Origin of the sequence: Desulfobotulus sp., assembly GCF_034006065.1 — a bacterium.
Classification (GTDB): domain Bacteria; phylum Desulfobacterota; class Desulfobacteria; order Desulfobacterales; family ASO4-4; genus Desulfobotulus.
The window spans coordinates 1-24914 of the sequence record NZ_JAVETM010000016.1; the positions used below are offsets into that span (position 1 = coordinate 1).

The following is a 24914-nucleotide window of genomic DNA, read 5'->3' on the forward strand; positions in this document are numbered from 1 at the left end:
TGCCCGGAATGGGCAAAAAAAAGCTTGCGGAGAACCTCCTTCTCAACCAGGAAAAGGCCTTTCTCAGCAGAAAACTTGCCACCATCGCATGCGAGGCTCCCCTTTCCTTCCAGCCCGAAGCCTGGCGCAAAAAAGCCCCGGACACAGTAAAACTCACAGCCCTTTTCCGGGAGTTGGGCTTTCGCCAGCTGCAGCAGAGCTTTGCCGCCGCCCCCTCCCCGAATGCCGTCAAAGGCCAGGGCCTGCTCTTTGAAGAAAATTCCGGGGAAAGGCCCGGGAAAGAGCCTGCGCATCCCCACACCACCGAGGATTACCGGGCCCTTCTCTCTGAAAAGGATCTCAAGGAAGCCGTGGACGCCATACGGCAAAAAGGACTCATGGCCTTTGACACGGAGACCACAGGCCTTGACGTCCTCTCTGCGGATCTTGTGGGGATTTCCTTCAGCTGGCGGGAAAACCAGGCCGTTTACATTCCCATGGGACACAAAGCCGCAGATTTCCCTCCACAGCTTTCCCTCACTTGCGTCCGGAAACACCTCACTTCCCTCTTTTCCGATCCCGCCATCACCAAAGTGGCCCAAAACCTCAAATACGACTGGACCCTCCTCACCCGCCACGGCTTCTCCCTGGAAGGCCCTCTCAAGGATACCCTGGTGGCGAGCTACCTCCTCGACCCCACCCGCAATAGCCACAGCCTGGATGCCCTGGCCCTGGATCTTCTGGATCACACCCCCATGTCCTATGAGGAAGCCGTGGGCAAAAAGGGGCTTGGTTTCCAACACGCAACCTTTGAAAAGGCCGTTCCCTATGCCTGCGAAGATGCGGACATCACGCTCAGGCTCTGGCAGAGGCTTTCTCCGGAACTGAAAGAAAAGGGGCTTCTGGATCTTTTTGAAACCCTTGAAATGCCGCTGGTTCCCGTTCTCATGCGCATGGAAAATACGGGCATCCGCGTGGACACGGAAAAACTGAAAAACCTTTCCTCTGCCATGGAAAAAGAGCTTGCCACCCTCACCGAAGAAATTCACTCCCTTGCGGGGGAAGCCTTCAACATCCACTCCCCCCAGCAGCTGGGTCATGTTCTTTTTGAGGTGCTGAAACTGCCCGTACAGAAAAAAACCAAAAAGAAAACCGGATATTCCACCGATGTTTCCGTATTGGAAACCCTCGCCCCCCAGCATCCCCTTCCGGCAAAGGTGCTGCGTCACCGGAGCCTTGCCAAGCTCAAAAGTACCTACGCCGACGCCCTGCACGACCTTGTGCATCCGGAAACAGGCCGCATCCACACAAGCTTCAACCAGGGCGTCACCGCCACAGGCCGACTTTCCAGCTCCAACCCCAACCTGCAGAACATTCCCATCCGCACAGAAGAGGGCCGGGAAATCCGAAAGGTTTTCATTCCCAAAGAGGGCTGGCGCATGATGGCCGCGGATTACTCCCAGATCGAGCTTCGTCTTCTCGCCCATTATGCAGAAGACAGCATCCTCATCGACTCCTTTGAAAAAAATGAGGATATCCACGCAAGGACCGCAGCCGAGGTCTTTCAGGTTTTTCCCCAGTTCATCACCGAAGAGCTCCGGCGTCAGGCCAAAACCATCAATTTCGGTATCCTCTACGGCATGGGGCCCTTCCGTCTGGCAGGCGAGCTGGGCATCAGCCAGAAAATGGCCAAAACCTATATCGATCACTATTTCGCCCGCTATAGCGGCGTGAAGGCCTTCATGGAAAAAACCGTGGACACAGCCAGGGAAAAAGGGTTTACCACCACACTCATGGGACGTATCCGCCCTTTGCCCGACATCCACAGCCCCAACCACAACCTCAGGCAGATGGCCGAACGCATCGCCGTGAACACCCCCATCCAGGGCTCAGCTGCGGATCTTCTCAAAATGGCCATGGTGCGCATTGATGCGGCCCTGCGGGAAGCAAAAATGAACACCCGCATGCTGCTCACCGTACACGACGAACTGGTCTTTGAAACCCCGGAAGAAGAAAGCCAGGAAGCCGCAACCCTGGTCCGGGATCTCATGGAGCATGTGGCGGATCTCAAAGTCCCCCTTGTGGTGAACCTTGCCTTCGGGGATAACTGGTCCGAAGCCCACTGATTTTCATGGCCGGGGTGCAGACCCCGGCCCTTCTCTACCCCTTTTTCTCCGGCGGCAGGGGATTTTCCTTTACCGCCTCGCAGACCGTGCGATACACAGATTTAAAAAACTCGTCAAACCCAGTGGGTGAAATCCGGCCCACCTCAATGAACTTCACCACCACCTCCTTGGTGGTTCGCAGCACCTGCTCATCCATGGATGCCATGGTCGTCCTCCTTTTTTGTCCCATCGGGCTCCAAGCCCCCAAAACGCCACCCCTTACATTCGCCATATGGACAAAGCACGGCGGCTCCGCTATGGTAACCTAAAAAAAACCATGTTTTTGTTTTGAACACCAGACACCCAACGCATATTTTCACAAAAGACACCCTGATGCCCGGCAAAGGAAGCCTTCTGCGTTCAACCCCCAATTCCAGAAGCCATGGCGGCCCATGAATCCCATACCTTTTTTTCAGTCCATCACCACCCGCATCCTGATTCCGGCCCTGCTGCTCCCCATACTCCTGCTGGGCTGGGGCCTGTGGTTTTACAACGCCCTGATTCAGGAACAGCTGCTGCACGAAGCCGATGTCCTCCTCGCGGCAAGGGAGCAGACCTTTTTACATTACCTGCAAAGTCAGGAACATCATTTAATCCTCATTGGCCACAACATGGCCGCTCGTCTGAACCAAGCCTTTCACCATCTACCCGATTCCGCTCCGGAAATCACCCAGGCTCTCCAGGATTTTCAGAAAAAACACGGGCTTTCCGGGATCGCCCTCATGAACGCTGAAAATCAGCCCCTCCATATTCTCGGCCTCAATCCCATGGATCTTGTCCCTCCGGATTCCCCCCCTCAAGAACCCCACCCAGACGATCTCCGGCACAGGTATCATTCCCTTGCCGAAAAAAACGCCCTCCTTCGCATCGCAAGCCTGCCCCTGGAAGCCGGACGCCTGCTTCTCCTTGCAGCCCCCCTGCAGCTCACCCACAAAGCTCCCCCCTCAAGCTTTATCCTGGCCTTTGGTAAAATCCACACATGCAGTCAGGACTGCCCGGAAATCACCCAGCTCCTGGGTTCGTCCCCTCCCCTTTCCCATGGTCTCCGAAGGCTGAAAAACACCTCCCTCTTTGTCCGCACCCAAGCCCTGCCCGGCCTTGAAAACGAATCCGTTCTCATCGGCGTGGCAACCCGGATGGATACGAGCCTCGCGGACATTCCCCTTTCTTTACAGATTCATCTGGCCGCAGGGATTTTTTCCTTTGTTCTGCTGGCCCTTTTCATGGGAAAAACCCTGAGCCTGGTGAGCCGCTCCCTGCTTCAGACCCGCAACGCCACCCTTGCCATTGCCAGGGGAGACTTTGCCCCTCCCCTGCCCCTCAGGGCTCCCGGAGAAATCGGCCTTCTCGCCCAGGCCCTGCAGCAGATGGCCCACACACTGGAAGAAAACATGAAAGCCGTACACCAGAGCCAAAAAGAAACCCAAGCCGCCCACGAGGCCCTGAAAATCAGCGAGGATCAGTACAGAATCCTTGCCAACACAGCTTCTCAGGTTCACATCGGCATCCTGGTGGCCGATGAAAGTCCGGAACATAAAGGGGCCCTTCTCTACGTCAACGACCACGCCATCCGCCTCTGCGACATCGGAAATGACAAAAATTGCAGTCACCTTTATATCCAGACCCTGCTCCACAAGGATGCCTTCGGCCAGACCCTCCTCTGCAGACAAAGCGGGGAAAAACTACCCGTGGAAACCGTTACCTGTGAGAGTCTTTTTGCAGGAAAACCCGCCCGCGTCTATTATATCCGCGACATCAGCACCCAGCTCCGCACGGAGCGTCAGCTGCGGGATTACAATCAGAACCTTGAAAACATGGTGGAAAAGCACACAGAGGAACTGCGCCGCACCCTCCAGAATCTGAAAGAAACCCAGGGGCAGCTCATCCATTCTGAAAAAATGGCCGCCCTGGGCCATCTTGCCGCAGGCGTGGCCCATGAAATCAACAATCCTGTGGGCTTTGTCAAAAGCAACCTTGGCACCATACGGGATTATTTCCAGGATCTCATGACCCTCATCACTGCCCAGGAAAGTCTGGAAGCCTCCCTGGAGACGGGTGAAAATCCCCAGGCGCTGCTGGATGAAATCCGGAAAATCCGGGGCCGCATTGACATCGATTTCATCCGCCAAGACCATGAATCCGTCATCTCCGAATCCATGGAAGGCATCCAGCGGGTGGCCCGCATCGTCTCCGACCTTAAAGATTTCTCCCACACCGGATCCATGCATATGGAACCCACGGATATTCACCAATGCCTGGAATCCACCCTCAACATTGTATGGAACGAAATCAAATACAAGGCAGAGGTGATCCGTGATTTTCACCTTCTTCCCGAAATTCTCGCCGTTCCGCAGAAACTCAGTCAGGTTTTCATGAACCTCCTCATGAACGCCGCCCAGGCCATCGAAAAACAGGGCGTCATCACCCTGCGCACGCGGCTTGAGGCGGATTGTATTCTTGTACACATTGAAGATACAGGCTGCGGCATCCCACCGGAGGTCATCCCCCGCATCTTTGATCCCTTTTTCACCACCAAGCCCGTGGGCAAGGGTACGGGCCTGGGGCTCAATATTTCCTACAACCTCATGCAGCAGCTCGGTGGCGCAATCGAGGTCCACAGCACACCAGGCGAAGGCAGCACCTTCACCGTACGCATACCAAGGCGTGAATCCTAGTCATTGCGGATCCTGAAAGGATTTTTGCATGGATATCATCGTTGCCGAAGACCATCCCGTTTCCGCCAAACTTCTGGAAAAGATCCTCACAAGGGCCGGGCATACCCCCCTTCTCGCCGCAGACGGTGAAAGGGCCTGGGAGCTTCTCCGGCGTCACCAGGCCCCCATGTTGCTTACAGACTGGATGATGCCCGGCCTGGATGGCCTTGGCCTGTGCAAGAGAATCCGGGAGCTGCCTCCCACGCCTTATACCTACATCATCCTTCTCACGGCCCGGGATGCCACGGCAGACATCCTCTGCGGCTTTGAGGCAGGTGCCGATGATTACATTGCAAAACCCGTCAATCCCGATGAACTCATGGCCCGCATCCGGGTGGGACTCCGGCATCTCGCCCTGGAAGACCGCCATGAAAAAACCCTGCGCCAGCTCATGCACACGGAAAAGCTCGCCTCCCTGGGCCAGCTTGCCGCAGGCATGGCCCACGAAATCAACAATCCCTTAGGTTTTCTCACCAGCAACATCAAAACCTTTGGTACCTACACCCAGGAGATGCAAGCCTTTATCCAGTCTTGCATCCACCTTCTGCCCCAGCTTCGCAAACTTGAAAATCCGCCCCAGGAACTCCGGGAAAAAATCAAAGACCTGGAAAAATATCAAGATCTCGCTTATATACTGGAAGATCTGGATCAGCTTGTGGCCGAATCCCGGGAAGGCCTTGGCCGCATCGGAAAAATCGTTGAAGATATGCGGATTTTCGCCCAACCCGCAGCCCTGAACCCGGAGCTTACCGACATCCACCACTGCATCACCCTAAGCCTCTCCATGCTGACCGCCCGGCTTGGAAGCGCCATCGAACTGGTCCAGGATCTGGGGGATCTTCCCAGGATTTTCTGTTTTCCGAACCAGTTGCAACAGGCTTTCTGCAACATCTTTCTCAATGCCATCCAGGCCATGGAAGGTAATGGAAAGCTTTATATTCAGACCCGTAAAGAAAAAGACCAGATCCGCATACGCATCCAGGATACAGGGACGGGAATTGCCCCGGAAATTCTGCCCCGCATCTTTGACCCCTTTTTCACCACAAGGCCCGTAGGCCAGGGAACCGGGCTGGGGTTGCATGTGGCTTACACCCTGATCCAACGCCATGGAGGCTCCATTGAGGCCTCAAGTCCACCCCATGCCGGTGCGACCTTTGACATCCTTCTTCCCATTGCAGGGGTTTAAAAGGCCCGACAAAACAGCCCCTTGATGCGCCCATAAGGAAGCCCTATGACCACAATGGAAAGCCTGCGCTACACGCACCAGATCCTCCTCGTGGATGATGAGCCCTCCATTCTGAAGGCCCTTGCCCGAATCCTGCGCAAACTGCCCTGTACCCTTCATACAGCACCAGGGGGCAAGGAAGCCCTTCAACTGCTGGCGGAAAGCAAAAGCGCCTTTTCCCTCATTCTTTCAGACCAGCGCATGCCGGATATGGATGGTGCTTCCTTTCTGGAAAAAAGCCGTAAAATCTTTCCCTACGCCTCCCGCATCCTGCTCACAGGTTATTCGGACATGGAAGCCCTGACCCGGGCCATCAACAAAGGCGGAATTCACCGCTTTCTTTCCAAACCCTGGGAAGATGAAGTCCTGCTTCAGACCGTCACCGAAGCCCTGCAGCAGTACGAAGTCATTCTGGAAAACAAAAGGCTGCAGCTTCTCACCACCCGGCAGAATCGGGAGCTGGAAGCCCGGGTGAAGGAAAGAACCGCAGAGGTGGAAAGCCAAAACGCAGCCCTCATCCGGGCCAATCACATGCTGGAAGACAGCTTTTACAGCACGGTCCGCCTCCTCGCCTCCCTCATTGACATGAGCGCGCCGGAGCTGGCCGGTCACGGCCGCAGGGTGAGTGAGACCGCCGCCATGCTGGCAGGCCATCTGGAGCTGGACACCGAAGAGATTCTCCACATTGAAGTGGCAGGACTTCTCCACGATATCGGCATGGTGGGAAGCAGCCCCGCCATTCTCAAGGGCAACCCCCAGACCATGAACCGGGAAGAACTCCAGCGCTACCGCAAACACCCCGAAGACGGACAAAGTCTCCTTCAGCTCATCCCCCGCCTGGACCATGTGGGGCTTCTGATCCGCTGCCACCACGAACACTACGACGGCCAGGGTTTTCCCGACGGCCTTGCAGAACAGGAAATCCCCATGGGTGCCCGCATCCTGGCCGTAGCCAATGAATATGACCGCTACCTCCACATTCCCGAACTTTCCACGGAAGCCATCAGACAGATGGCTCGCCAGCAGGACAGCACCCTGGATCACATCAACAGCGAAACCCTCAAGCGTCAGGCCGCAGCCAACCGGGTGAAACTGGGAGCCTTTTCCCAGTTTGATCCCGATGTGGTCAAAGCCCTGCTGGATATTCTCAGAGGCCAGGGCATTTCCGGAAAACGGGAAAGAGGCCTTGCCCTGGAACAGCTTGAACCTGGCATGAAGCTGGCTCGCCCCCTTTACACCACCCAGGGGCGCTTTCTTCTGCCCTACAACACCGAGATCACACAGGAATTGCTCCAACGCCTCAAACAGATTCACAGGAACGAAGCCATACAGGAGCCCATCCCCATCATCTCCATACGGTAGAGGGAATCCATGCCCGAAAAAAATCCAAACGTTCTGGCAGATCTCCTGAAGGCTTTGGAAAATCTTCCATCCCTGCCCCAGGTTGTCCTCAGGGTCAACGCCATGGTCCAGGATCCCAAAACCCAAACCCGGGATCTCAGCCGCATCATTGAGATGGACGTGGCCCTTGTGGCCCGCATTTTAAAGCTCGTCAACTCCGCTTTTTTCGGCTTAAGATCCCAGGTGGGCAATATTCCGGACGCCGTCTCCATCCTGGGTTTTGACATCCTCCACCGCATCACCCTCTCCCTTTCCGTAATCAATGCCATGGGGCGTCTGCGCCAGAACCCCGGCCACTGGCTCTGGCCCCACGCCATCCGCACGGCGGTCTTCTGTGAGTATCTGGCCCGGAAGTCAGGACTCTGCAGAAGTGACGACGCCTTTGTGGCGGGCCTGCTCCACGACATCGGCCTCATGCTGCTGGCCCGGTGCATGCCGGAGCTTTTCATCCGCCTGGAAAAGGCGGCAAAGGAACAGCAAAAGCCCTTTTTTGTCCTGGAATCCACCCTTACGCCGGGATTTTCCCACGCCACCCTGGGTGCGGTCATGGCGGACCGCTGGTTTCTGCCTCCCTCTCTGGGGGAAGCCATCGCCCATCACCACCGGTTTCCCGAAGACAGGGAAGCTTCCAACCTCACCCTTCTCGTCCATGTGGCCAATGTTCTCGACAATCATTGGGAATTTTTTGAAAATGACAGCATCCCTTTCGCAGTGATGCACCCCAGGGCTCAGGAAAAACTTGAAAGCATCCTCCGCAATCCCGGACAATGGTTTCCTCCCCTGCTCCAGCACGGCAGGGAGGCCTGCAAAACCTTTCTCGGAGAAAGCCCATGAACAAGGCCTGCATTCTCTGTGTGGACGATGAGGTGAATATTCTTCAGGCCTTGAGACGGCTGCTGCGCAAGGAAGACTATTGCATGCTCACCGCAGAAAACGGCGCAGAAGCGCTCCGGATTCTGGAAAAGGAAGAGGTCCATGTGATTCTCAGCGACCAGCGCATGCCAGGCATGAGCGGTACCGAGCTTTTTTCCCGCGTCCGGGAACAGTGGCCCCACATCCTGCGCATCATCCTTTCCGGCTATACGGATGTGGACAGCATCACCGAAGCCATCAACAAGGGACATATCTACAAGTTTCTGCTCAAACCCTGGAATGACCAGAATCTGCGCCTTGAAATCCGCCAAGCCCTGGACCAGTACGCCCTGGCCCGCACCAATCGTGAGCTCCAGCAAACCATCCTTGAACAGAATGAAGCTTTGCGAAACAGCAACGAAAACCTGGAACAGGCCGTTCTGGAGCGCACCCGCGAACTCAAGCTCCAGAATCATGCCTTGGCGCTTTCCAGGGCCGTACTGGAAACCCTCCCCTTCCCCGTTCTCGGAATCAGTCGTGAAGGGATTGTGGCCGTAGCCAATGAAAGCGCCATGGCTCTTTTTGGTTCAAGACCTGGCTTTGCCATCGGCAATCCCGCTTCTCAGGCCTTTCCCGGCCTTATCACGGAAACCACCCACCAGGTTATCCGGGAAAACAAAGCCCACCGTCTCCGTCTTGCAACAGAAAACCTGGATCTGACCATCACCCCTCTCACAGGACGCTTTCAGGGAGCTGGGGCCGTACTCGTTTTTGGCCTCCCATCCCCCTCCACAGAATAGACAAGGAGTTTCACATGCGTATTCTCATTGTTGAAGATGATCCCATCAGCCGCATGGTCATGGAAAAAAACCTCAGACGCTTTGGTACCTGTGATGTGGCGGAAAACGGCGTCCAGGCCCTTGAGGCCTTTCAGAAGGCCCATACGGAAAACCAACCCTATGATCTCATCACACTCGATATTATGATGCCCGAACTGGATGGGCAGAGTACCTTGCAGGAAATCCGACGCATGGAAAACCAAAGGGGCATCTATGGACTCTCCGGGGTTAAAATCATCATGACCACAGCCCTTGATGACAAGGAAAGCATACTGGAAGCCTTCCGCTCCCAATGCGAAGGCTATCTCACCAAGCCCATACAGCGTGAAAAACTCTTTCAGCTCATCCAGGCCTTCGGTCTCTGAACAGGCCTGAAAAAAACGAAAGCCCAAGGCCGGGCGAGGGAAAAGGTTCTCAAGTCCCTTTCCCGGAAAAGCCCTTCTTTTTCACCCTACGGGTCTTCCTCACCCGCCCTGTTTTTATGCCCCGGCCTTGGGCTTTGCTTCCAGGATCTTTTAAAGGTTGATCACACTGTCGGCCACCTCAAGGCTTGTGACAATATCCAGCATGTTGGTACTGCTGCCCACCGCCCTTTTTTCCGTCAGCCCATAATGGGCCAGGCAGGTTCCGCAGACCAGAATACCGACCCCCCTGGCCTCAAGCCCACGCAGAGCATCCAGGGTCTGGGCGTCCGCAACGGTGAGGCGCACGGCCTCGTTCACACACACAATGCGCCAAAGGCCCTCCCCCATTTCGCCGAGGGTGCTGACAAAATTCTTCATCAGCCCCGCGCCCAGTTCAGGATCACCCTGGCCGATGCGATCGTTGGCCAGCATCACCAGAATCCTGCGTCCTTCCCCTTGCCTGACTTCCCGGACCGGGATAGCGGCAAGGGAAGGGGACAGGCCCGCTCCCTGGGTGCGTACGGCAAAGGTTCCGCCCTCTTCCGCCACTTCACAGGCAACACCTGCATTTTCAAGAAAACGCCGCACATTTTCCGCAGCCACTCCGTTGTCCACCCATACACACAGTCCCTCGGACACCGGGCCTTCGGACAAGAGGTTCCGGGTCATCAGAACGGGCTGGGGACAGGCCTGTCCCCGGCAATCCAGCTCCTTCATGGTCTTTCTCCTTTCGCATGGAAACACAAAGGCAAACAAAAAATCCTTTTATGAAATGAAGCCCTTTGGTACAAACGACAGGCTGGGGGTCCGGCCCCCTGCCCCTGACCCCCTGAGGAGGATCCCCCATGAAGCCCCCCTTTCTTCCTGTCCTGCTTGTCGGTCTTCTTTTCTCCCTTCCCGCCTGCGGCGCAAAGACACCGGCCACGCTGCCTTGCTGGGAGCTCTCCGCCCAGAGGGCCCTGGTCCAGGGGAATAAGGCCTACCTGAAAGGATGTTACGGCCTTGCACACCAACATTACCAGGCCGGGTTTGAGGGCTATACCGCCGCAGATCAGGAAAGAGGCGCAGCCCTTGCCCTCAACAATCTGGGCAATGCCTACCGCATGCTGCACCAGAAGGAGGATGCCCTGATCTCTTACATCGAATCCGCCCGCCGGGCCGCCCGGCTGGGCGATCAGGATCTTGAATACCGGGCCCTTGCCAACCGCATTTCCCTGCTGCTGGATCTTGAAAGACCGCATGAGGCCATGGCCCTCATGCCGGATATTCCAGCAGCAGAAACCCACCCCGGCTTTATCCGCCCAAGGGCCCGCATCCTTCACCTCCAAGGGAAGACCGATCAGGCAGAACGGCTGCTGCGTGAAGCCCTGGTCCAGGCAACCAGCTCGGATAAAGCGGGGCTTTACTTTTCCCTGGGAGAACTTTTGCTTTCCGAAAACAGCCTCCAGGCGGCCCACCAGGCCTTTTCCCAGGCCCTGGAACTGGACAGGGCAGCAGGCCGATTCAGCGCCCTCGCTGGCGATCTCATGGCCCTGGCCCGCTGTGAAACCCGGCTTGGCAGGGATGAAGAAGCCCTTGACGCCGCTCGCAGGGCCATGGAAATCTGGGCGCTCATGGGGGATACCCAGCTCCTTGCCATACATGAGGCTTTTTTCATGACCCTTGCTGAAAAAAGCGCCATGGATCTTACACTCTCCCGGCATTTCATTCAGCTCTGGCAGACGGGCAGGGCCGTAGCCGGTCCCTGTGACTGATTTTTTCTAAAAGCCCCCTTCACACTTTCACAAGAATTGGAATGTTTCTTAAAATGACTCCTTCAGAACCCGCCTTGGCCATGACACAAAGCGCCAATGTCTCCATCCTCAGGCATGGGGAAAAAACCATCTTCCTTGTGGGTACAGCCCATGTTTCCCGAAGCAGCGCCGAAGAGGTGGAAAGCCTGATCCGGGAACACCGTCCAGACACCGTGGCCATTGAGCTCTGCGGTCCCCGTTTTGAATCCATCCAGGATCCCGACCGCTGGAAAAACATGGACATTCTCAAGGTGATCCGGGAAAAAAAAGCCTTTTTGCTCCTCTCCAATCTCCTGCTTGCCGCCTTTCAGAAACGCATTGCCGATCGCATGGAAATCCGACCCGGCGAAGAGATGCTCCGGGCCATCCACGCTGCCAGGGAAACCGGCGCAGGCCTGCATCTTGCAGATCGGGAAGTCCGCATCACCCTGGCCCGTATCTGGGGAAAAATGGGCTTTTTTGCCAAAGCAAAACTCCTCTTGCAGCTTCTGGGCTCGGGCTTTGAGGCGGACAAGATCGAGGAAGCCGAAATTGAAAGGCTGAAAAACCAGGATGCCCTGGCCTCCCTGCTCCAGGACATGGCCGGTGCCCATCCCGTGCTTCAGCAAGTTCTCATTGACGAACGGGATCAGTATCTTGCAGAAAAAATCCGCACAGCACCCGGCAAAGCCATTGTCGCCGTCGTAGGGGCAGGCCATGTACCCGGCATTCTCCGTTACTGGGAATCCCCTGTGAACCTCGGGGCGCTGGAGACCCTTCCCCCTCCGGGAAAAGCAGGAAAAATCCTCAAATGGGGCCTTCCTGCCCTCATTCTCTTTCTCTTTGCCGCAGGTTTTTTTCTCGGCGGCAGAGGCACGGGCATGGACATGCTCACCTTCTGGATCATCGCCAACGCCGTTTTTGCAGGCGCAGGCGCACTGGCCGCCTTTGCCCATCCTCTCACCATCCTCACCGCCATGGCCGCAGCCCCGCTCACCTCCCTGAATCCCATGGTGGCCGCAGGTTGGGTGGCGGGCCTGGTCGAGGTCTTTCTCCGCAGACCCAGGGTATCGGATATGCAGTCCTTAAGTCAGGACCTCACCCACATGCGGGGCTTCTGGAACAACAAGGCCACCCGCATCCTTCTGGTGGTGGTTTTCACCAACCTTGGCAGCTCCATCGGTACCTTTGTCGCCCTGCCCCTCATGCTCCGCCTTCTCAGCTGATCTCAGCAGAAAAAAGATCTCAGAAAGATCGCGCAGGGTTTTCAGGCAAAATCCTCACGACCCTGCGCACTCCCCCATTCCGCTGGGCTCGTTTTTCCAGTGCAAGGCGGCCTTCGGCATAAAGCTGGATGCAGGCAGGATAGAGCCTCCACTCCTCTTCCAGGCCCTTTCGCTTCACATCCTCCAGGCTGTCTTCCGGCAGAATAGGGAAGGCGGCCTGGCCCACAATGGGACCGGAATCTTCTCCATAGTCCACAAAATGCACCGTGCAGCCCCCCACCCGACAGCCATGCCGGAAGGTATCCCCGTATCCATCCATGCCCGCAAAGGCAGGCAAGAGGGCGGGATGAATGTTCATGATTCTCGGAAGCTCTTCTTGCTTTTGCATATGATCCAGAAAATAGGGTGTGAGGGTCCGCATGAAACCCGCCAGCACGAGAAGGTCCAGATCATAGGGCAAAAGAGCATCCAGCAGCAGGCGCTCCGCCGCCGCCCTGCGGGCAAAAAAATCCCGGACCTTTTCCGGGTCCGCCTCTTTTGGAAAAAAAACCTGCCTTGCACAGATGGCGTCAAGGTCCAGATCCCTTGGAACCCAGTCCTGGGGCCGCTCCCCCGCATCCCTCAGAACCTGTTTGTAATCCACCACAAAATGATCCACCCCCATGGCCGCAGCCCGATCCAACCCCCCCGCATCCAGACGGTCCGCCCCCACCACCCGTACTTCAGCGGCAAGCTCCCCCTTCTGGCAGGCATCCATGATGGCCTGGGCATTGCTGCCGCCACCTGAGAGCAAAATACCGATTCCCAAAGGCTTTTTCATCCCCCACCTTTCCACAGCCCCTCAACGAAGCAGATGACAAATCTGGGCCGTGCTGCTATATCTTGAAAATATCCAAAAAGTCTTCTACGCATAAGCAGATTTCATGCAAAGGCTTATACTCCGCATTGCATGCGGGCTCAAGCCAGGTTCTTCCACCCGATAACAGGGCAGCTTATGGAAACCTTTGTCGCGAGACAACCCATTTTCAATCAGAAAAAGCAAATTGTCGCCTTTGAGCTTCTTTTCCGCAACGGTATGCACAATGCCATGCCGGAGATGGACGGGGACAAAGCCTCTTCCCAGCTTCTTGCCAATACCTTTCTCAACATCGGCATTGATACCCTTACCGAAGGCAAAAAGGCTTTTATCAATTTTACGGAAAACCTGCTTCTCCAAAGAATTCCCCTCATGCTCCCCGCCCAGACGACGGTGGTGGAAATTCTTGAAACCGTAAACCCCACAGAAGAAATTCTCCAGGCCTGCCAGGAGATGGCAGGCAAAGGCTATGTTCTCGCCCTGGATGATTTTGTGTACAGCGCGCCCTGGCAGGGACTCATGCAAGCAGCCCGCATCATCAAGATTGACTTCCGGGTCAGCTCCGAAGAAAAAATCCGCGAGTGCATGGCCTTTAAAACCCAAAGACCCCTCATTTTTCTTGCGGAAAAAGTGGAAACCTATGAAGAATTCCAAAGGGCCCTTGCCCTGGGATTCTCCCTGTTCCAGGGATATTTTTTCTGCAGACCGGAAATTATCCAGGGTAAGGAAATCCAAGGCCAATCCCTCAATCTTCTCCAGATCACAGCGGAAAGCGCAAAAGAAGACATGGACTTTGACCGCATGGAAGCCCTGATTCACAGGGATGTGGGCATTGCCTACACCCTTTTACGCTACATCAACTCCGCCTTTTTCAAGCGCATCCGGGAAATCACCTCCATCCGCCAGGCCCTTGTACTGCTGGGAACGGACGAAATCCGCCGCTTCATCGCCATCATCGCCCTTACCAAAATCTGCACCCACAAGCCCGAAGCCCTGCTCAAGGCTTCCTGCATCCGGGGAAAATTCTGTGAACGGCTGGGGGCGTCAACCCAGAAAACCGGACTCTCCAATGAACTTTTCACCCTGGGCATGTTCTCCCTGCTGGATGCCATCCTCGATGAACCCATGGAACGCATCCTTGAAAAGCTTTCCCTTTCCAGAAACATCACCGATGCCCTGTTGCACGCCAAAGGCCCCCTTTTCCCCTATCTGGCCTTGGCCATCGCCTATGAACAGGGAGACTGGGATGCAGTGCCCGCCGCTGTTGCCGCCATTCAGGTTCCCGAAACCCTGATTCCAGGACTTTACCTGGAGGCCTGCGAGTGGAGCCGCAATCTGCCCGTGGCCTGAAAGAGAGAAATCAGGGTCTTTCGTGTAACCTTCCTCTTGCCCTGCGCTCTCAGCATGCAGCGCAGGGGAGGTGCAGGAGCGGCCCAGGCAGATTGACAAGGCCGGACCTGACCCCTATAGTGACTCCTGATTTTTTTCACAGGATCCCCAACCCGGTCCTGACATGTCCGTCAACCCCATTTTAACAAGGAAAGGATGCATCCCCATGGCGGAAGGTGTTCTTGAAATCGGCGACGCCGACTTTGAAAAAGAAGTGCTGCAATCCGACATTCCCGTACTCATCGATTTCTGGGCTCCCTGGTGCGGTCCCTGCCGGGCCATGACCCCCATCATTGAGGATCTTGGCAAAAAATTTACCGGAAAAGCCAAAATCGTTAAGTTCAATGTGGACGACAATCCCATCACTCCCGGCAGATTCGGTGTGAAAGCCATTCCCACCCTCATGTTCTTTCAGAAAGGCGCTCTGGTCGAACAGGTCACGGGGATGATGGCCAAACCCAAAATCGAAGAGCTCCTGAACAGCATGATCGGATAAAAGCCCCATGGATTCAAATATTTACGATCTTGTTATCATTGGCGGCGGTCCCGCAGGCCTCACCGCGGGTCTGTATGCATGCAGGGCGCGCATGAAAACCCTGCTCATCGAAAAGATGATGCCAGGCGGACAGATCATGATCACCGACTGGGTGGAAAACTATCCTGGCTTTCCAGAGGGCATTTCCGGTGCGGATCTCGCCGAACGTATGACCCGCCAGGCCGAGGCCTTTGGCCTTGAAACGGCCTATGAAGAGGTTGTGGCCATCCGTCCGCAAGGAGACGTGAAGGAAATCATTCTGGCCGATAAAAGTCTTTTTGCCAAAACGCTCATCATCGCGGCCGGGGCCTTTGCCAAAAAACTCCAGATTCCCGGGGAAGACGAGTTCTACGGCAGAGGGGTATCCTTCTGCGCCACCTGTGACGCTCCCTTTTTCCGGGGTAAAACCGTCGTGGCCATTGGCGGCGGTGACACGGCCGTGCAGGAATCCCTTTACCTCACCAAATTCGTGGACAGGGTCTTTCTCGTACACCGCAGAGATCAGCTCAGGGCCACCCGCATCCTCCAGGAAAGAGCCCTTTCCAATCCCAAAATCACCATGGTATGGAATTCGGTTCCCGAAGCCATTCTCGGAGGAGAAAAGGGCCTTGCCGCCGTCCGGGTGCGCAATGTCAAAACAGATGAAATCCAGGACCTTGCTGCAGACGGTTGTTTCATCTGGATCGGCATCACGCCCAACGCGGACTTCATCCAGGATACCCTGGCAAGGGACTCCCAGGGCTTTATCCTTGTCAACGCGCGTATGGAAACCTCGGTTCCCGGTGTCTTTGCCTGCGGAGATATCCGCAACACCCCCCTGAGGCAGGTCGCCACAGCCGTAGGAGATGCGGCCATTGCGGCGGTAGCTGCGGAACATTATCTCAACGGATTCTGAATACGGATTCCTTATCCTCTGTCTTCCCCAGAGCCGTCTTTGATGCCCACAGCAAAGGCGGCTCTGGTTTCATGCCCCAGCCGGGACTGCATCCTCCCCGATCCCGCACACCGGGCCAACAAAAAGGACGGATTTTTCAAGGTAAAATGAAATCAAACATTTTTTCCATTTTTCTTGTTCTCCTGTTATGCACCCTGGTAACCGGATGCGGGCTTTTCGGCAAAAAACCGGAAAAAACAGCTCCGGAACTCCTGGTGGAGGGAAGGGAAGCCTTTGAAAATGAAAAATACCGGCGCGCCCTGGAGGCTTTTCAGCGTCTCAGAGACTGGTATCCCTTCAGCCAGCATGCCACAGAAGCCACCCTGCGCATTGCGGACGCCCATTACGCCCTCAAGGAATACGCCGAAGCTGCGGTGGTGTATGCCGAGTTTGAACGTCTGCACCCCAACAATCCCGAAACCCCCAGAGCGGTCTTCCAGCTCGGCATGTGCCACTTTGAGCGTATGGACACCGTGGATCGGGACCAGACCCCCGCCAAAAACGCCCTCTACATTTTCCTAAGACTTCAGGAAGATTATGCGGGCACGCCCTATGCCGCCCAGGCTGCGGAAAAAATCCAACTGTGCCGGGAAAGCCTGGCCGGGGCTGAGCTCTATGTTGCAAGCTATTATTTCCGAACCAAGGCTTTCGTGGCCGCCAAGGGACGGGTTGAAACCCTCCTTGCCGCCTACCCGGAAACCCCCCAGGCCGAAGAAGCCCGCTTTCTTCTTAAGAAAATCACAAAGGCCCTGGAAAAACAGGCAAGCCCGTAAAACCCCAGCCCAGGCAAAGAGTTAAGGGGGCAGGGGAAAAAAGAAAATTTTACCCCCCACTTGTTCCCTTTACTTCAGTCCTTCTTTGGTGTATTGGGTTATGGTTTTGGTTCGATTTATGATTTTCTTGCGGTGCTGAAAACGCCGCATTTTCCATCAGCAGGGAGAACTTATCATGTCCAGAGAATGTGCTATCTGCGGCAAAAAGCCGATGGTTGGCAACAATGTCAGCCATGCCCACAATGTGAACAAGCGTCGTTTCAACCCCAACCTGCAGAGCGTCCATGCTGTTCAGGATGGCTCCATCAAACGCATCAAGGTCTGCACCCAGTGCATCAAGTCCGGCCGCGTAACCAAAAAAGGGTAGGCCTGTCTTATTTCAGACCGGCATACCCCATGCGAACAGGGTCCTGGAAAAATCCATGGACCCTTTTTCATGCCTTTTTTCTGTGATCCACCCCAATTTGCCTTCTCAGCCATCCAGACGGCGGACTTCCACAACATCACGGGTCTGCCGCAGGGCTTTCATCACCCTTTCCAGAAGCTCTCTCCCCGTCACCCCCACCGTGAAAAGCGTACTCGCCTCCACATCCAGGGTATCCGTATGGGCGGAAAGGATATTGGCTCCGGTTTTGGTGATGGCTGAGGCCATATCCGCCAGAAGTCCCATGCGGTCATGGGAAAAAACCTGGAGCCGCACCGGGTAGAACTCCGAAAAATCATCCGCCCAATCCACGTCAATGTAACGATCCGGGCTCAGGCTCTTGATGCTGGGGCAATGCTGGTTGTGTACGCTCACCCCCTGCCCCTGGGTGATGTAGCCAATGATGGGATCACCGGGAACCGGCTGACAGCATTTGGCAAAACGCACCAGAATGTCGTCAACGCCCTTGACCACCACGCCCTCTCCCCGGGTCTTCTTACGACTGCGGTTACCAATGAGCTTATGAATGAAGGAAGGGGGCCTGGGGGGTTCGGGCTCAGAACTGGGGGCATACTTGCGCAACACCTGCAAGGGTGTGATTTTTCCATAGCCCACATTGGCCACAAGGTCTTCCACATTTTTGAAATTAAAAAACTGGGCCACCTCCAGCATGGCTTCCGTATTCATCACGCTGCTGAAATTCAGCTTCTGCTTTCGGAAGGTTTTTTCGCAAAGCTCCCGTCCCAAGGAAAGGGATCGTTCCCTTTCCTGGTTTTTTACCCACTGACGGATACGGTTTTTGGCGCGTACGGTTTTGACAAAATTCAGCCAGTCTTTGCTGGGCGTATGTTCCTTGGCTGTGATGATCTCCACAATGTCGCCGTTATGCAGCACATAGCTCAGAGCCACCATACGGCCGTTCACCTTCGCGCCTGCGCACTGACCTCCCACCTCCGTATGGATCATGTAGGCAAAATCCACAGGCGTGGCCCCCTTGGGCAGGTTTTTCACCTCCCCTGTGGGGGTAAAGACATAGACCTCGTCGGGAAAAAGGTCGATGCGCACATTTTCCATGAATTCCTGGGGATCCCTGGATTCCTCCTGGTTTTCCACAAGATTCTGGATCCAGGCAAAGGCCCTTGCGATGTTGGGATCCGCGTGTTTGCCCTCTTTGTAGCTCCAGTGGGCGGCAATACCGCTTTTGGCCACGCGATCCATCTCCCAGGTACGGATCTGAACCTCCATGCGCTCCCCATAGGGACCGATCACCGTGGTATGCAGGCTCTGGTACATGTTCGGCTTGGGCATGCCAATGTAGTCTTTGAATTTCTTGGCAACCGGTCTCCAGAGGGAATGCACCACGCCGAGCGCCTCATAACACTGGGGTACCGTATTCAGGATAATGCGGAAGGCTGTGAGATCATAGATCTCCGAGAGACTCAGCTGCTGCTGCACCATTTTCTGGTAAATACTGGGAATCTGTTTATAGCGGCCCAGCACCTCCGCAGGAAGACCTGCCTCCAGCATACGCTTGCGGATGATGGTCTTCACCTCTTCCACATAGCTTTCCCTCTCCTCCCGATCCTTGGCAATGCCCGCCTCAATCTCGGCATAGGCTTCGGACTTCAGATAACGGAAGGCCAGATCATCCAGCTCGTTTTTCAGCTGGTACATGCCGAGACGGGCCGCAATGGGAGAATAGATGTCCCAGGTTTCCTGGGATATCTTCATGACCTTGTCCTGTTTTTTATGAAAGCCCAGGGTGCGCATGTTATGCAGGCGGTCCGCAAGCTTGATGAGAATCACCCGGATGTCATCCGCCATGGCGAGGATCATTTTCCGGATGCTTTCCGCCTGTCGGTGTTCGGAGGTCTGAAAGGGCAGCTTGCTGATTTTGGTGACACCCGCCACAATATGCCCCACCTCCGCCCCGAACATCTGGCGGATTTCCTCTTCCGTGGCATGGGTATCCTCCACCACATCATGGAGCAGGCCTGCGGCAATGCTCACCGTATCCAACCTTAAGTCCGCAAGAATGCCCGCCACTTCCAAAGGGTGGGTGAGATAAGGCTCCCCCGAAAGCCGTACCTGCCCGTCATGAACCCGGGCCGAATAAATATAGGCCCTCTCCACAAGGTCGATATCCGCTTCCGGATCGTATTCAAGAATCCGATCTATAATGTCGGTAATGCGAATCATAAAACCCCGCTTCCCCCGTTCCCGATGTTTCCCGTATTCAGCCCCCCATGCCGTCTGGGCCGATGATGGATCCGGGTGCCAGAAAAACCAGAGGCAACCAGAGCCTTTAACCCATAAAGGGCTTCAAGGCTCTGAATCCTGCTCCGGCTTTCAGGGCGCAGCCCGGACAGGTTTTCACCTGCCGCGATTCCGGGCCTCCCTCAATAGGCCTTGGCAAAAACCACCCGCCGTGGGCTTTTTCCCCCGCAGAAAATGCAACGCCCCTCTTCTTCTTCCCCATTCAGGGGAATGCAGCGAATGGTGACGGAAAGATCCTGCTTGATTTCTGCCTCACACCCCGCATCCTGGCACCAGTGGGCCATGGCAAAGCCCCCGTGAATTTCCGGTTTTTCCGGATTTTTTGCCGTAAACCAGGCATAAAAATCCTTTTTATCATCCACATTGCGGGTATGGGCCTTTTGAAAGGCCAAGGCTTGATCATACATATTTTTCTGGATGGCATCCAGTGTTTCCTTTATCACAACCCCAAGATCCGCACGTTTCACCGCCCTGCGCTCTCCTGTGTCCCGGCGGAACATAAACACCGCATCTTCGGCCATGTCCCTTGGCCCCATCTCCAGACGGATGGGCACCCCCTTTTTGATCCATTCCCAGTTCCGGCCCGCCAGATCCCGGCTGTCGATTTCAACGGAAAGCTTCCGACCGGTATAGGTCTCTTGGCGAAGGCGGGCTGCGGTGTCCTGGGTGTAAGCCAGGATGGCCTCGGAATCGGCATCCTTACGGAAAACGGGCAGGAGCACCACATGGGCCGGGGCCACCTTAGGCGGCATCATCACCCCATCGTCATCTCCATGGGTCATGATCATACCACCGATCATGCGGGTGGAGGCCCCCCAGGAGGTGGTCCAGGCATGGGTGTCCTGACCATCCGGTCCCTGAAAACGAATGTCTGAGGCTTTGGCAAAATTCTGGCCAAGAAAATGCGAAGTCCCCGCCTGAAGGGCCTTTCTGTCCTGCATCATGGCTTCGATGCAAAAAGTTTCCACAGCTCCGGGGAAACGCTCCGACGGAGTTTTCACCCCCCGGATCACGGGCATGGCCAGCCAGTTCTCCACAAAATCCGCATAAATTTCCAGCATCATGCGGGTGCGTTCCAGGGCTTCAGTCTCACTGGCATGTGCCGTATGGCCCTCCTGCCAGAGAAACTCGCTGGTCCGCAGAAAGGTACGGGTCCGCATTTCCCAGCGCACTACATTGGCCCATTGGTTGATCAAAAGCGGCAGATCCCGATAACTCGTCACCCACTTAGAAAAGGAATCTCCGATGATGGTCTCCGAGGTGGGTCGCACAATGAGGGGTTCGGTAAGCGGCCCTGCAGGAACAAGCCCCCCATTCGGCCCCGCTTCCAGGCGGTGATGGGTTACAACAGCGCATTCTTTGGCAAACCCCTCCACATGCTCGGCCTCCTTTTCCAGAAAGCTTAAGGGAATGAAAAGGGGAAAATAGGCGTTTTTCACGCCCGTTTCCTTGAACATGCCATCCAGCACGGCCACCATCTGCTCCCAGAGGGCATACCCCCAGGGTTTGATGACCATGCAGCCCCGCACCGGCGAATTCTCCGCCATGTCCGAAGCCTTCACCACCTGCTGATACCATTCCGGGTAGTCTTCCACGCGGGTCGGCGTGATCGCCGTTTTCTTATTCTGCGCCATCGTTCATCCCATCCTTATAAGGCGTTACGCCATTGTTTTTCCAGGATCGCCACCTCCGCCATGAGAACCTCCACCAGTTCTTCCTCGCGGCATTTGCGAACCACCTCACCTTTACGAAACAAAATGCCTTTGCCATGTCCTCCGGCAATGCCCACATCCGCCTCTCTGGCCTCACCGGGACCATTCACCACACATCCCATAATAGCCACCTTGATGGGCGCTTCCACGGTCAGCAAACGCTTTTCAACGGCATCCAGGATAGCAAAAAGATCAATCCGCGTACGCCCACAGGTGGGGCAGGACACGATCTCCGGCCCCCGCTGGCGCAGACCAAGGCTTTTTAAAATCTCATAGGCCACCCGCACCTCTTCCACAGAATCCCGGGTCAGGGAAACCCGCAGAGTATCCCCGATACCTTCGGCCAGCAGCATGCCGATACCCAAAGCGCTTTTCACCACACCGGGAAAAAGCCCCCCCGCCTCCGTTACCCCCAGATGCAATGGATAATCGCAGCGCCGGGCAAGCAGACGGTAAGCAGCCACAGTCCGGGGTACATCCGATGCCTTCAGCGAAATCTTGATAGCTTCAAAACCCTGGTTTTCAAGCAGAGCCACATGGGAAAGGGCGCTTTCCACCATGGCCTCAGCCGTGGCCCCCCCGTACCGGGCCAGAAGTTCCCGCTCAAGGGATCCGGCGTTGACACCGATACGGATGGGAAGGCCCCTGTCCCTGGCCGCAGCCACCACTTCCCGGACATGGATCTCAGACCCGATATTCCCTGGGTTGATGCGCAGACCATCACACCCGGCCTCCGCCGCAGCCAGGGCCAGGCGGTGGTCAAAATGGATATCCGCCACAAGGGGAAGGCGGATCTGCTTTTTAATGGACCCAATGGCCTGGGCTGCCGCCATATCCGGAACCGCCACCCGCACAATCTCGCATCCGGCTTCCTCAAGCCGCCGGATCTGCGCCACAGTGGCAGAAACATCGTCCGTGTGGGTATTGGTCATGGATTGTACGGAAACCGGCGCACTCCCCCCTATGGCAAGACCGCCCAGCATAATGCTGCGCGAAGGCCTGCGGCTTTGGGGAATTTTCATCCTTTCAGAGTCGGTTGCTTCCACAACGAGGCGTCCTTCCGCAAGAAATGTTCGGATTTATGGCTGTTCTCTGCAAAAACTTTTTTGCATCACAGCGATTTCTGGTAATAACAGAGGCCATGGTGAAGTGCAAGAAAAGCAGAAATGCCCGGCACTTCTCTGTTTCCACGGCTCTTGGCAGCACCCTGAAGGGTTTTTTAAGGGCGCACACGGCCGCTCATTCCCAAGCATCGGCCCCCATCCGGCCGGGAGAGGAGACACGTGCACGGGTTTTTCCTGGTTTTGCGCTGCGCCCTTGAATTTCTCACGATCTTCTTTCTTTGCTTCTGCCTGCGCTTTGCCTACTACCTCCATACCGAACCCCAGGTCCCGGAAAACGGTCTGGAACAGGTGCTCCATTCCGGCGTACTCTCCGTGGTGACCCGCAATGCCCTGCACACCCATTATCTGTACAATGACGCCCCCATGGGATTTGAATATGAACTTGTCAAAACCTTTGCGGATCAGATGAACATCGAACTTGAGATCCTCATTGCCGAAGACCTGCCAGCCATGGAAGCCATGCTTGCCGACGGCAGGGCCGCCATTGCCATTCCCGGCAGCCCCCTGCCTGTCCAGAACAGCACCCGCGCCACCCACCCCTACATGCACATGCGTTACGCCTGTGTTGTACACCGTAGCAACACCCTTTTCCGCGCCCTCCGGGATCTAGGGGATATGCGGGTTCATATACCGGCCGAATCCCGGGTTTTCCCCCTTCTTCAGGATCTGCAGGATGACGGCATCTCCATGGAAATCGTTGAAGAAGCCCAGTGCAACGAAACCCTTTTCCAGAGGGTCAGTCTCCGGGAAATTGATATGACCATTATCCCGGATCACATGGCCCGACGTTACCAGCGCTACTACCCCCAGGCGGGTCCGGCCCTCAGCCTCGGAAAACCTGCCCCCTTTGTCTGGCTGCTTGCCCCGGAGGCCCACAAGCTGCGGTATCAGGTCAATCGTTTCTTTGAAAAGGCAAGGGAAGACGGCACCCTGGAAACCCTCTACAACAGGCACTATGGAGATCTTGACCTTTTTGATTACGTCGATCTCATGCGCTTCCATAAACGTCTGGAAACCCGACTGCCCCGTTATCAGGCCCTGTTTGAACAACATGCGGCAGCCCATGGTTTTGACTGGCGTCTCATTGCAGCCCAGGCCTACCAGGAATCCCACCTCAACCCCTGGGCACGCAGCCATGCCGACGCCAGGGGAATCATGCAACTCATGGGGCGTACAGCCCGCAGCCTGGGCGTCACCAATATCCACGATCCCGCCCAGAACATTGAAGCGGGCATCCGTTACCTGAAAAGACTGCACGATCTTTTTGATCAGGCCGAAGAACCCCACAGAACCCTGATCGCCCTTGGGGCCTACAATGTGGGCCAGGGCCATATGCTGGATGCCCGTAACCTGGCCCGCCGTTTCAACCTGGATCCGGACCGCTGGTACAACCTGGAAAAAACCCTGCCCCTTCTGGAGCAGAAAAAATATTACAAAGATGCCATCTACGGCTACTCCCGAGGCTCCGAGCCGGTCTTGTACCTGCGTAAGATACTCTTATACTACGACATTCTCCGCCACAAAAGTCTACAGGAATCCAGAAATCTGCCACCGGAATAGGACGCAAAAAAAGGCAGGGGAAACTCCCCCGCCTCTCCTTGTATTCATGGGAAAAAGCTTTTTATGCTCCACCCACAAAGGGATTGAAGCGCTTTTCATTGGCAATGGTGGTTTCCGGACCATGACCGCAAAGCACACGGATAGAGTCGCCCAAGGGGAAAAGCCGCTCCCGGATACTGGCTATGAGGGTTCCGTAATCACCTCCCGGAAGATCCGTGCGTCCTATGGATCCTGCAAAAAGGGTGTCTCCCACAAAAACCACGCCTTTACCGGCAAAGGAAAGACCGCCCCGGGAATGTCCGGGCGTATGGATCACCCGCAGCACTTCCTCGCCAAAACGAATTTCCTCCCCACCCTTCAGGGGGCGATCACAGGGCGGAGAATTCTCCGCTCGCAGGCCAAAGGCCATGGCCATGGTGGAAAGCTGACCCAGCATGGGCGCATCTTCCGGGTGGATGCAGATTTCAGCGCCCGTCACCTCTTTCAGACGGCGATTGGCGGCTACATGGTCAAAATGCCCGTGGGTATTGAGGATATATTTTACCGTAAGCTTCTCTTTCCCAAGGGCCATGAGGATGCGATCCCCCTCATCACCCGGATCAATGACAACGGCTTCCCGGGTTTTCTCGCAACCCACAATGAAACAGTTGGCCATAATGGGACCTACGGCCAGGGATTTGATGATCATGGCTCTCCTCCGTCTTCGGGCGCCGGTTCCGGGTAATGCGCACACAAGGAGCCTTTCCCCGAGAC

At 55.8% G+C, this 24914-nt stretch carries 22 protein-coding genes; 15 read left to right on the top strand and 7 right to left on the bottom strand.

Annotation, left to right across the window (positions count from 1 at the left end; genetic code table 11):
• On the top strand, nucleotides 1-2105 hold a 2105-nt coding region (gene polA / locus RBR60_RS07850; RefSeq protein ID WP_320355453.1), incomplete at its 5' end, for a DNA polymerase I.
• 34 nt (nucleotides 2106-2139) lie between these two features.
• Here the strand turns inward: polA and RBR60_RS07855 are convergent.
• Complete coding sequence (locus RBR60_RS07855; protein WP_320355455.1) at nucleotides 2140-2310, bottom strand: hypothetical protein; 171 nt, start codon at nucleotides 2308-2310, stop codon at nucleotides 2140-2142.
• 226 nt (nucleotides 2311-2536) lie between these two features.
• Between RBR60_RS07855 and RBR60_RS07860 the strand changes: the two genes are divergently transcribed.
• Genes RBR60_RS07860 through RBR60_RS07885 form a run of 6 tightly spaced genes read left to right on the top strand, consistent with a single transcriptional unit; the run spans nucleotide 2537 to nucleotide 9540 of the window.
• Nucleotides 2537-4819: an ATP-binding protein gene (locus RBR60_RS07860; protein ID WP_320355457.1), complete on the top strand. Its 2283-nt coding sequence runs from the start codon at nucleotides 2537-2539 to the stop codon at nucleotides 4817-4819.
• A 28-nt stretch (nucleotides 4820-4847) separates the two neighbouring features.
• Nucleotides 4848-6044: a sensor histidine kinase gene (locus tag RBR60_RS07865; protein ID WP_320355459.1), complete on the top strand. Its 1197-nt coding sequence runs from the start codon at nucleotides 4848-4850 to the stop codon at nucleotides 6042-6044.
• 45 nt (nucleotides 6045-6089) lie between these two features.
• Nucleotides 6090-7445 carry an HD domain-containing phosphohydrolase gene (locus RBR60_RS07870; RefSeq protein WP_320355461.1) on the top strand — a complete coding sequence of 452 codons (1356 nt, stop codon included), beginning with the start codon at nucleotides 6090-6092 and terminating at the stop codon, nucleotides 7443-7445.
• A gap of 9 nt (nucleotides 7446-7454) precedes the next feature.
• Complete coding sequence (locus RBR60_RS07875) at nucleotides 7455-8318, top strand: HDOD domain-containing protein (RefSeq protein WP_320355463.1); 864 nt, start codon at nucleotides 7455-7457, stop codon at nucleotides 8316-8318.
• The gene (locus tag RBR60_RS07880; protein ID WP_320355465.1) at nucleotides 8315-9136 is read left to right on the top strand and encodes a response regulator; all 822 of its coding nucleotides are present in this window, start codon (nucleotides 8315-8317) and stop codon (nucleotides 9134-9136) included. Before RBR60_RS07875 ends, RBR60_RS07880 begins: the two co-directional genes overlap by 4 nt.
• A gap of 14 nt (nucleotides 9137-9150) precedes the next feature.
• A complete protein-coding gene (locus RBR60_RS07885) occupies nucleotides 9151-9540 on the top strand; it encodes a response regulator (RefSeq protein WP_320355467.1) in 390 nt (129 codons plus the stop codon).
• Nucleotides 9541-9690: 150 nt separating this feature from the next.
• Here RBR60_RS07885 and yedF read toward each other — a convergent pair whose 3' ends face one another.
• Nucleotides 9691-10296 (bottom strand): sulfurtransferase-like selenium metabolism protein YedF, encoded by a 606-nt coding sequence (yedF, locus tag RBR60_RS07890; RefSeq protein ID WP_320355469.1) that lies wholly within the window; start codon nucleotides 10294-10296, stop codon nucleotides 9691-9693.
• A 128-nt stretch (nucleotides 10297-10424) separates the two neighbouring features.
• Between yedF and RBR60_RS07895 the strand changes: the two genes are divergently transcribed.
• Nucleotides 10425-11333: a hypothetical protein gene (locus RBR60_RS07895; RefSeq protein ID WP_320355471.1), complete on the top strand. Its 909-nt coding sequence runs from the start codon at nucleotides 10425-10427 to the stop codon at nucleotides 11331-11333.
• A gap of 41 nt (nucleotides 11334-11374) precedes the next feature.
• The gene (locus RBR60_RS07900; protein ID WP_320355473.1) at nucleotides 11375-12577 is read left to right on the top strand and encodes a TraB/GumN family protein; all 1203 of its coding nucleotides are present in this window, start codon (nucleotides 11375-11377) and stop codon (nucleotides 12575-12577) included.
• A gap of 19 nt (nucleotides 12578-12596) precedes the next feature.
• On the opposite strand, the gene purN is transcribed toward RBR60_RS07900, so the two are convergent.
• A complete protein-coding gene (gene purN, locus RBR60_RS07905; RefSeq protein ID WP_320355475.1) occupies nucleotides 12597-13397 on the bottom strand; it encodes a phosphoribosylglycinamide formyltransferase in 801 nt (266 codons plus the stop codon).
• A gap of 174 nt (nucleotides 13398-13571) precedes the next feature.
• On the opposite strand from purN, the gene RBR60_RS07910 reads away from it, so the two are divergent.
• From RBR60_RS07910 to rpmB, 5 genes are all read left to right on the top strand, one after another.
• Nucleotides 13572-14783: an EAL and HDOD domain-containing protein gene (locus tag RBR60_RS07910; RefSeq protein ID WP_320355477.1), complete on the top strand. Its 1212-nt coding sequence runs from the start codon at nucleotides 13572-13574 to the stop codon at nucleotides 14781-14783.
• Nucleotides 14784-14988: 205 nt separating this feature from the next.
• Complete coding sequence (gene trxA, locus RBR60_RS07915; RefSeq protein ID WP_320355479.1) at nucleotides 14989-15318, top strand: thioredoxin; 330 nt, start codon at nucleotides 14989-14991, stop codon at nucleotides 15316-15318.
• A gap of 7 nt (nucleotides 15319-15325) precedes the next feature.
• The gene (gene trxB, locus RBR60_RS07920; RefSeq protein WP_320355481.1) at nucleotides 15326-16252 is read left to right on the top strand and encodes a thioredoxin-disulfide reductase; all 927 of its coding nucleotides are present in this window, start codon (nucleotides 15326-15328) and stop codon (nucleotides 16250-16252) included.
• A 146-nt stretch (nucleotides 16253-16398) separates the two neighbouring features.
• Nucleotides 16399-17064: an outer membrane protein assembly factor BamD gene (gene bamD, locus RBR60_RS07925; protein WP_320355483.1), complete on the top strand. Its 666-nt coding sequence runs from the start codon at nucleotides 16399-16401 to the stop codon at nucleotides 17062-17064.
• Between the two features lie 175 nt (nucleotides 17065-17239).
• Nucleotides 17240-17431 carry a 50S ribosomal protein L28 gene (gene rpmB, locus RBR60_RS07930; protein ID WP_320355485.1) on the top strand — a complete coding sequence of 64 codons (192 nt, stop codon included), beginning with the start codon at nucleotides 17240-17242 and terminating at the stop codon, nucleotides 17429-17431.
• Nucleotides 17432-17536: 105 nt separating this feature from the next.
• On the opposite strand, the gene RBR60_RS07935 is transcribed toward rpmB, so the two are convergent.
• The 3 genes from RBR60_RS07935 to ispG all read right to left on the bottom strand — a co-directional run bounded on the left by RBR60_RS07935 (nucleotide 17537) and on the right by ispG (nucleotide 22499).
• Nucleotides 17537-19687, bottom strand: a complete 2151-nt coding sequence (locus RBR60_RS07935; protein WP_320355487.1) for a bifunctional (p)ppGpp synthetase/guanosine-3',5'-bis(diphosphate) 3'-pyrophosphohydrolase — start codon at nucleotides 19685-19687, stop codon at nucleotides 17537-17539.
• 200 nt (nucleotides 19688-19887) lie between these two features.
• Nucleotides 19888-21399, bottom strand: coding sequence for a proline--tRNA ligase (gene proS / locus RBR60_RS07940; protein WP_320355489.1), 1512 nt, complete (start codon nucleotides 21397-21399; stop codon nucleotides 19888-19890).
• 14 nt (nucleotides 21400-21413) lie between these two features.
• Complete coding sequence (gene ispG, locus RBR60_RS07945) at nucleotides 21414-22499, bottom strand: flavodoxin-dependent (E)-4-hydroxy-3-methylbut-2-enyl-diphosphate synthase (protein WP_320355584.1); 1086 nt, start codon at nucleotides 22497-22499, stop codon at nucleotides 21414-21416.
• Nucleotides 22500-22760: 261 nt separating this feature from the next.
• Between ispG and mltF the strand changes: the two genes are divergently transcribed.
• The gene (mltF, locus tag RBR60_RS07950; RefSeq protein ID WP_320355491.1) at nucleotides 22761-24161 is read left to right on the top strand and encodes a membrane-bound lytic murein transglycosylase MltF; all 1401 of its coding nucleotides are present in this window, start codon (nucleotides 22761-22763) and stop codon (nucleotides 24159-24161) included.
• Between the two features lie 61 nt (nucleotides 24162-24222).
• Here the strand turns inward: mltF and RBR60_RS07955 are convergent, their stop codons facing one another.
• Complete coding sequence (locus RBR60_RS07955; RefSeq protein ID WP_320355493.1) at nucleotides 24223-24849, bottom strand: MBL fold metallo-hydrolase; 627 nt, start codon at nucleotides 24847-24849, stop codon at nucleotides 24223-24225.
• Nucleotides 24850-24914: the final 65 nt, after the last annotated feature.

Bases quoted from the DNA above. Each gene is read 5' to 3' on its own strand.
- RBR60_RS07855 (WP_320355455.1), bottom strand. From the start codon at position 2,310: ATGGCATCCATGGATGAGCAGGTGCTGCGAACCACCAAGGAGGTGGTG.
- RBR60_RS07860 (WP_320355457.1), top strand. From the start codon at position 2,537: ATGAATCCCATACCTTTTTTTCAGTCCATCACCACCCGCATCCTGATT.
- RBR60_RS07865 (WP_320355459.1), top strand. From the start codon at position 4,848: ATGGATATCATCGTTGCCGAAGACCATCCCGTTTCCGCCAAACTTCTG.
- RBR60_RS07870 (WP_320355461.1), top strand. From the start codon at position 6,090: ATGACCACAATGGAAAGCCTGCGCTACACGCACCAGATCCTCCTCGTG.
- RBR60_RS07875 (WP_320355463.1), top strand. From the start codon at position 7,455: ATGCCCGAAAAAAATCCAAACGTTCTGGCAGATCTCCTGAAGGCTTTG.
- RBR60_RS07880 (WP_320355465.1), top strand. From the start codon at position 8,315: ATGAACAAGGCCTGCATTCTCTGTGTGGACGATGAGGTGAATATTCTT.
- RBR60_RS07885 (WP_320355467.1), top strand. From the start codon at position 9,151: ATGCGTATTCTCATTGTTGAAGATGATCCCATCAGCCGCATGGTCATG.
- yedF (WP_320355469.1), bottom strand. From the start codon at position 10,296: ATGAAGGAGCTGGATTGCCGGGGACAGGCCTGTCCCCAGCCCGTTCTG.
- RBR60_RS07895 (WP_320355471.1), top strand. From the start codon at position 10,425: ATGAAGCCCCCCTTTCTTCCTGTCCTGCTTGTCGGTCTTCTTTTCTCC.
- RBR60_RS07900 (WP_320355473.1), top strand. From the start codon at position 11,375: ATGTTTCTTAAAATGACTCCTTCAGAACCCGCCTTGGCCATGACACAA.
- purN (WP_320355475.1), bottom strand. From the start codon at position 13,397: ATGAAAAAGCCTTTGGGAATCGGTATTTTGCTCTCAGGTGGCGGCAGC.
- RBR60_RS07910 (WP_320355477.1), top strand. From the start codon at position 13,572: ATGGAAACCTTTGTCGCGAGACAACCCATTTTCAATCAGAAAAAGCAA.
- trxA (WP_320355479.1), top strand. From the start codon at position 14,989: ATGGCGGAAGGTGTTCTTGAAATCGGCGACGCCGACTTTGAAAAAGAA.
- trxB (WP_320355481.1), top strand. From the start codon at position 15,326: ATGGATTCAAATATTTACGATCTTGTTATCATTGGCGGCGGTCCCGCA.
- bamD (WP_320355483.1), top strand. From the start codon at position 16,399: ATGAAATCAAACATTTTTTCCATTTTTCTTGTTCTCCTGTTATGCACC.
- rpmB (WP_320355485.1), top strand. From the start codon at position 17,240: ATGTCCAGAGAATGTGCTATCTGCGGCAAAAAGCCGATGGTTGGCAAC.
- RBR60_RS07935 (WP_320355487.1), bottom strand. From the start codon at position 19,687: ATGATTCGCATTACCGACATTATAGATCGGATTCTTGAATACGATCCG.
- proS (WP_320355489.1), bottom strand. From the start codon at position 21,399: ATGGCGCAGAATAAGAAAACGGCGATCACGCCGACCCGCGTGGAAGAC.
- ispG (WP_320355584.1), bottom strand. From the start codon at position 22,499: ATGAAAATTCCCCAAAGCCGCAGGCCTTCGCGCAGCATTATGCTGGGC.
- RBR60_RS07955 (WP_320355493.1), bottom strand. From the start codon at position 24,849: ATGATCATCAAATCCCTGGCCGTAGGTCCCATTATGGCCAACTGTTTC.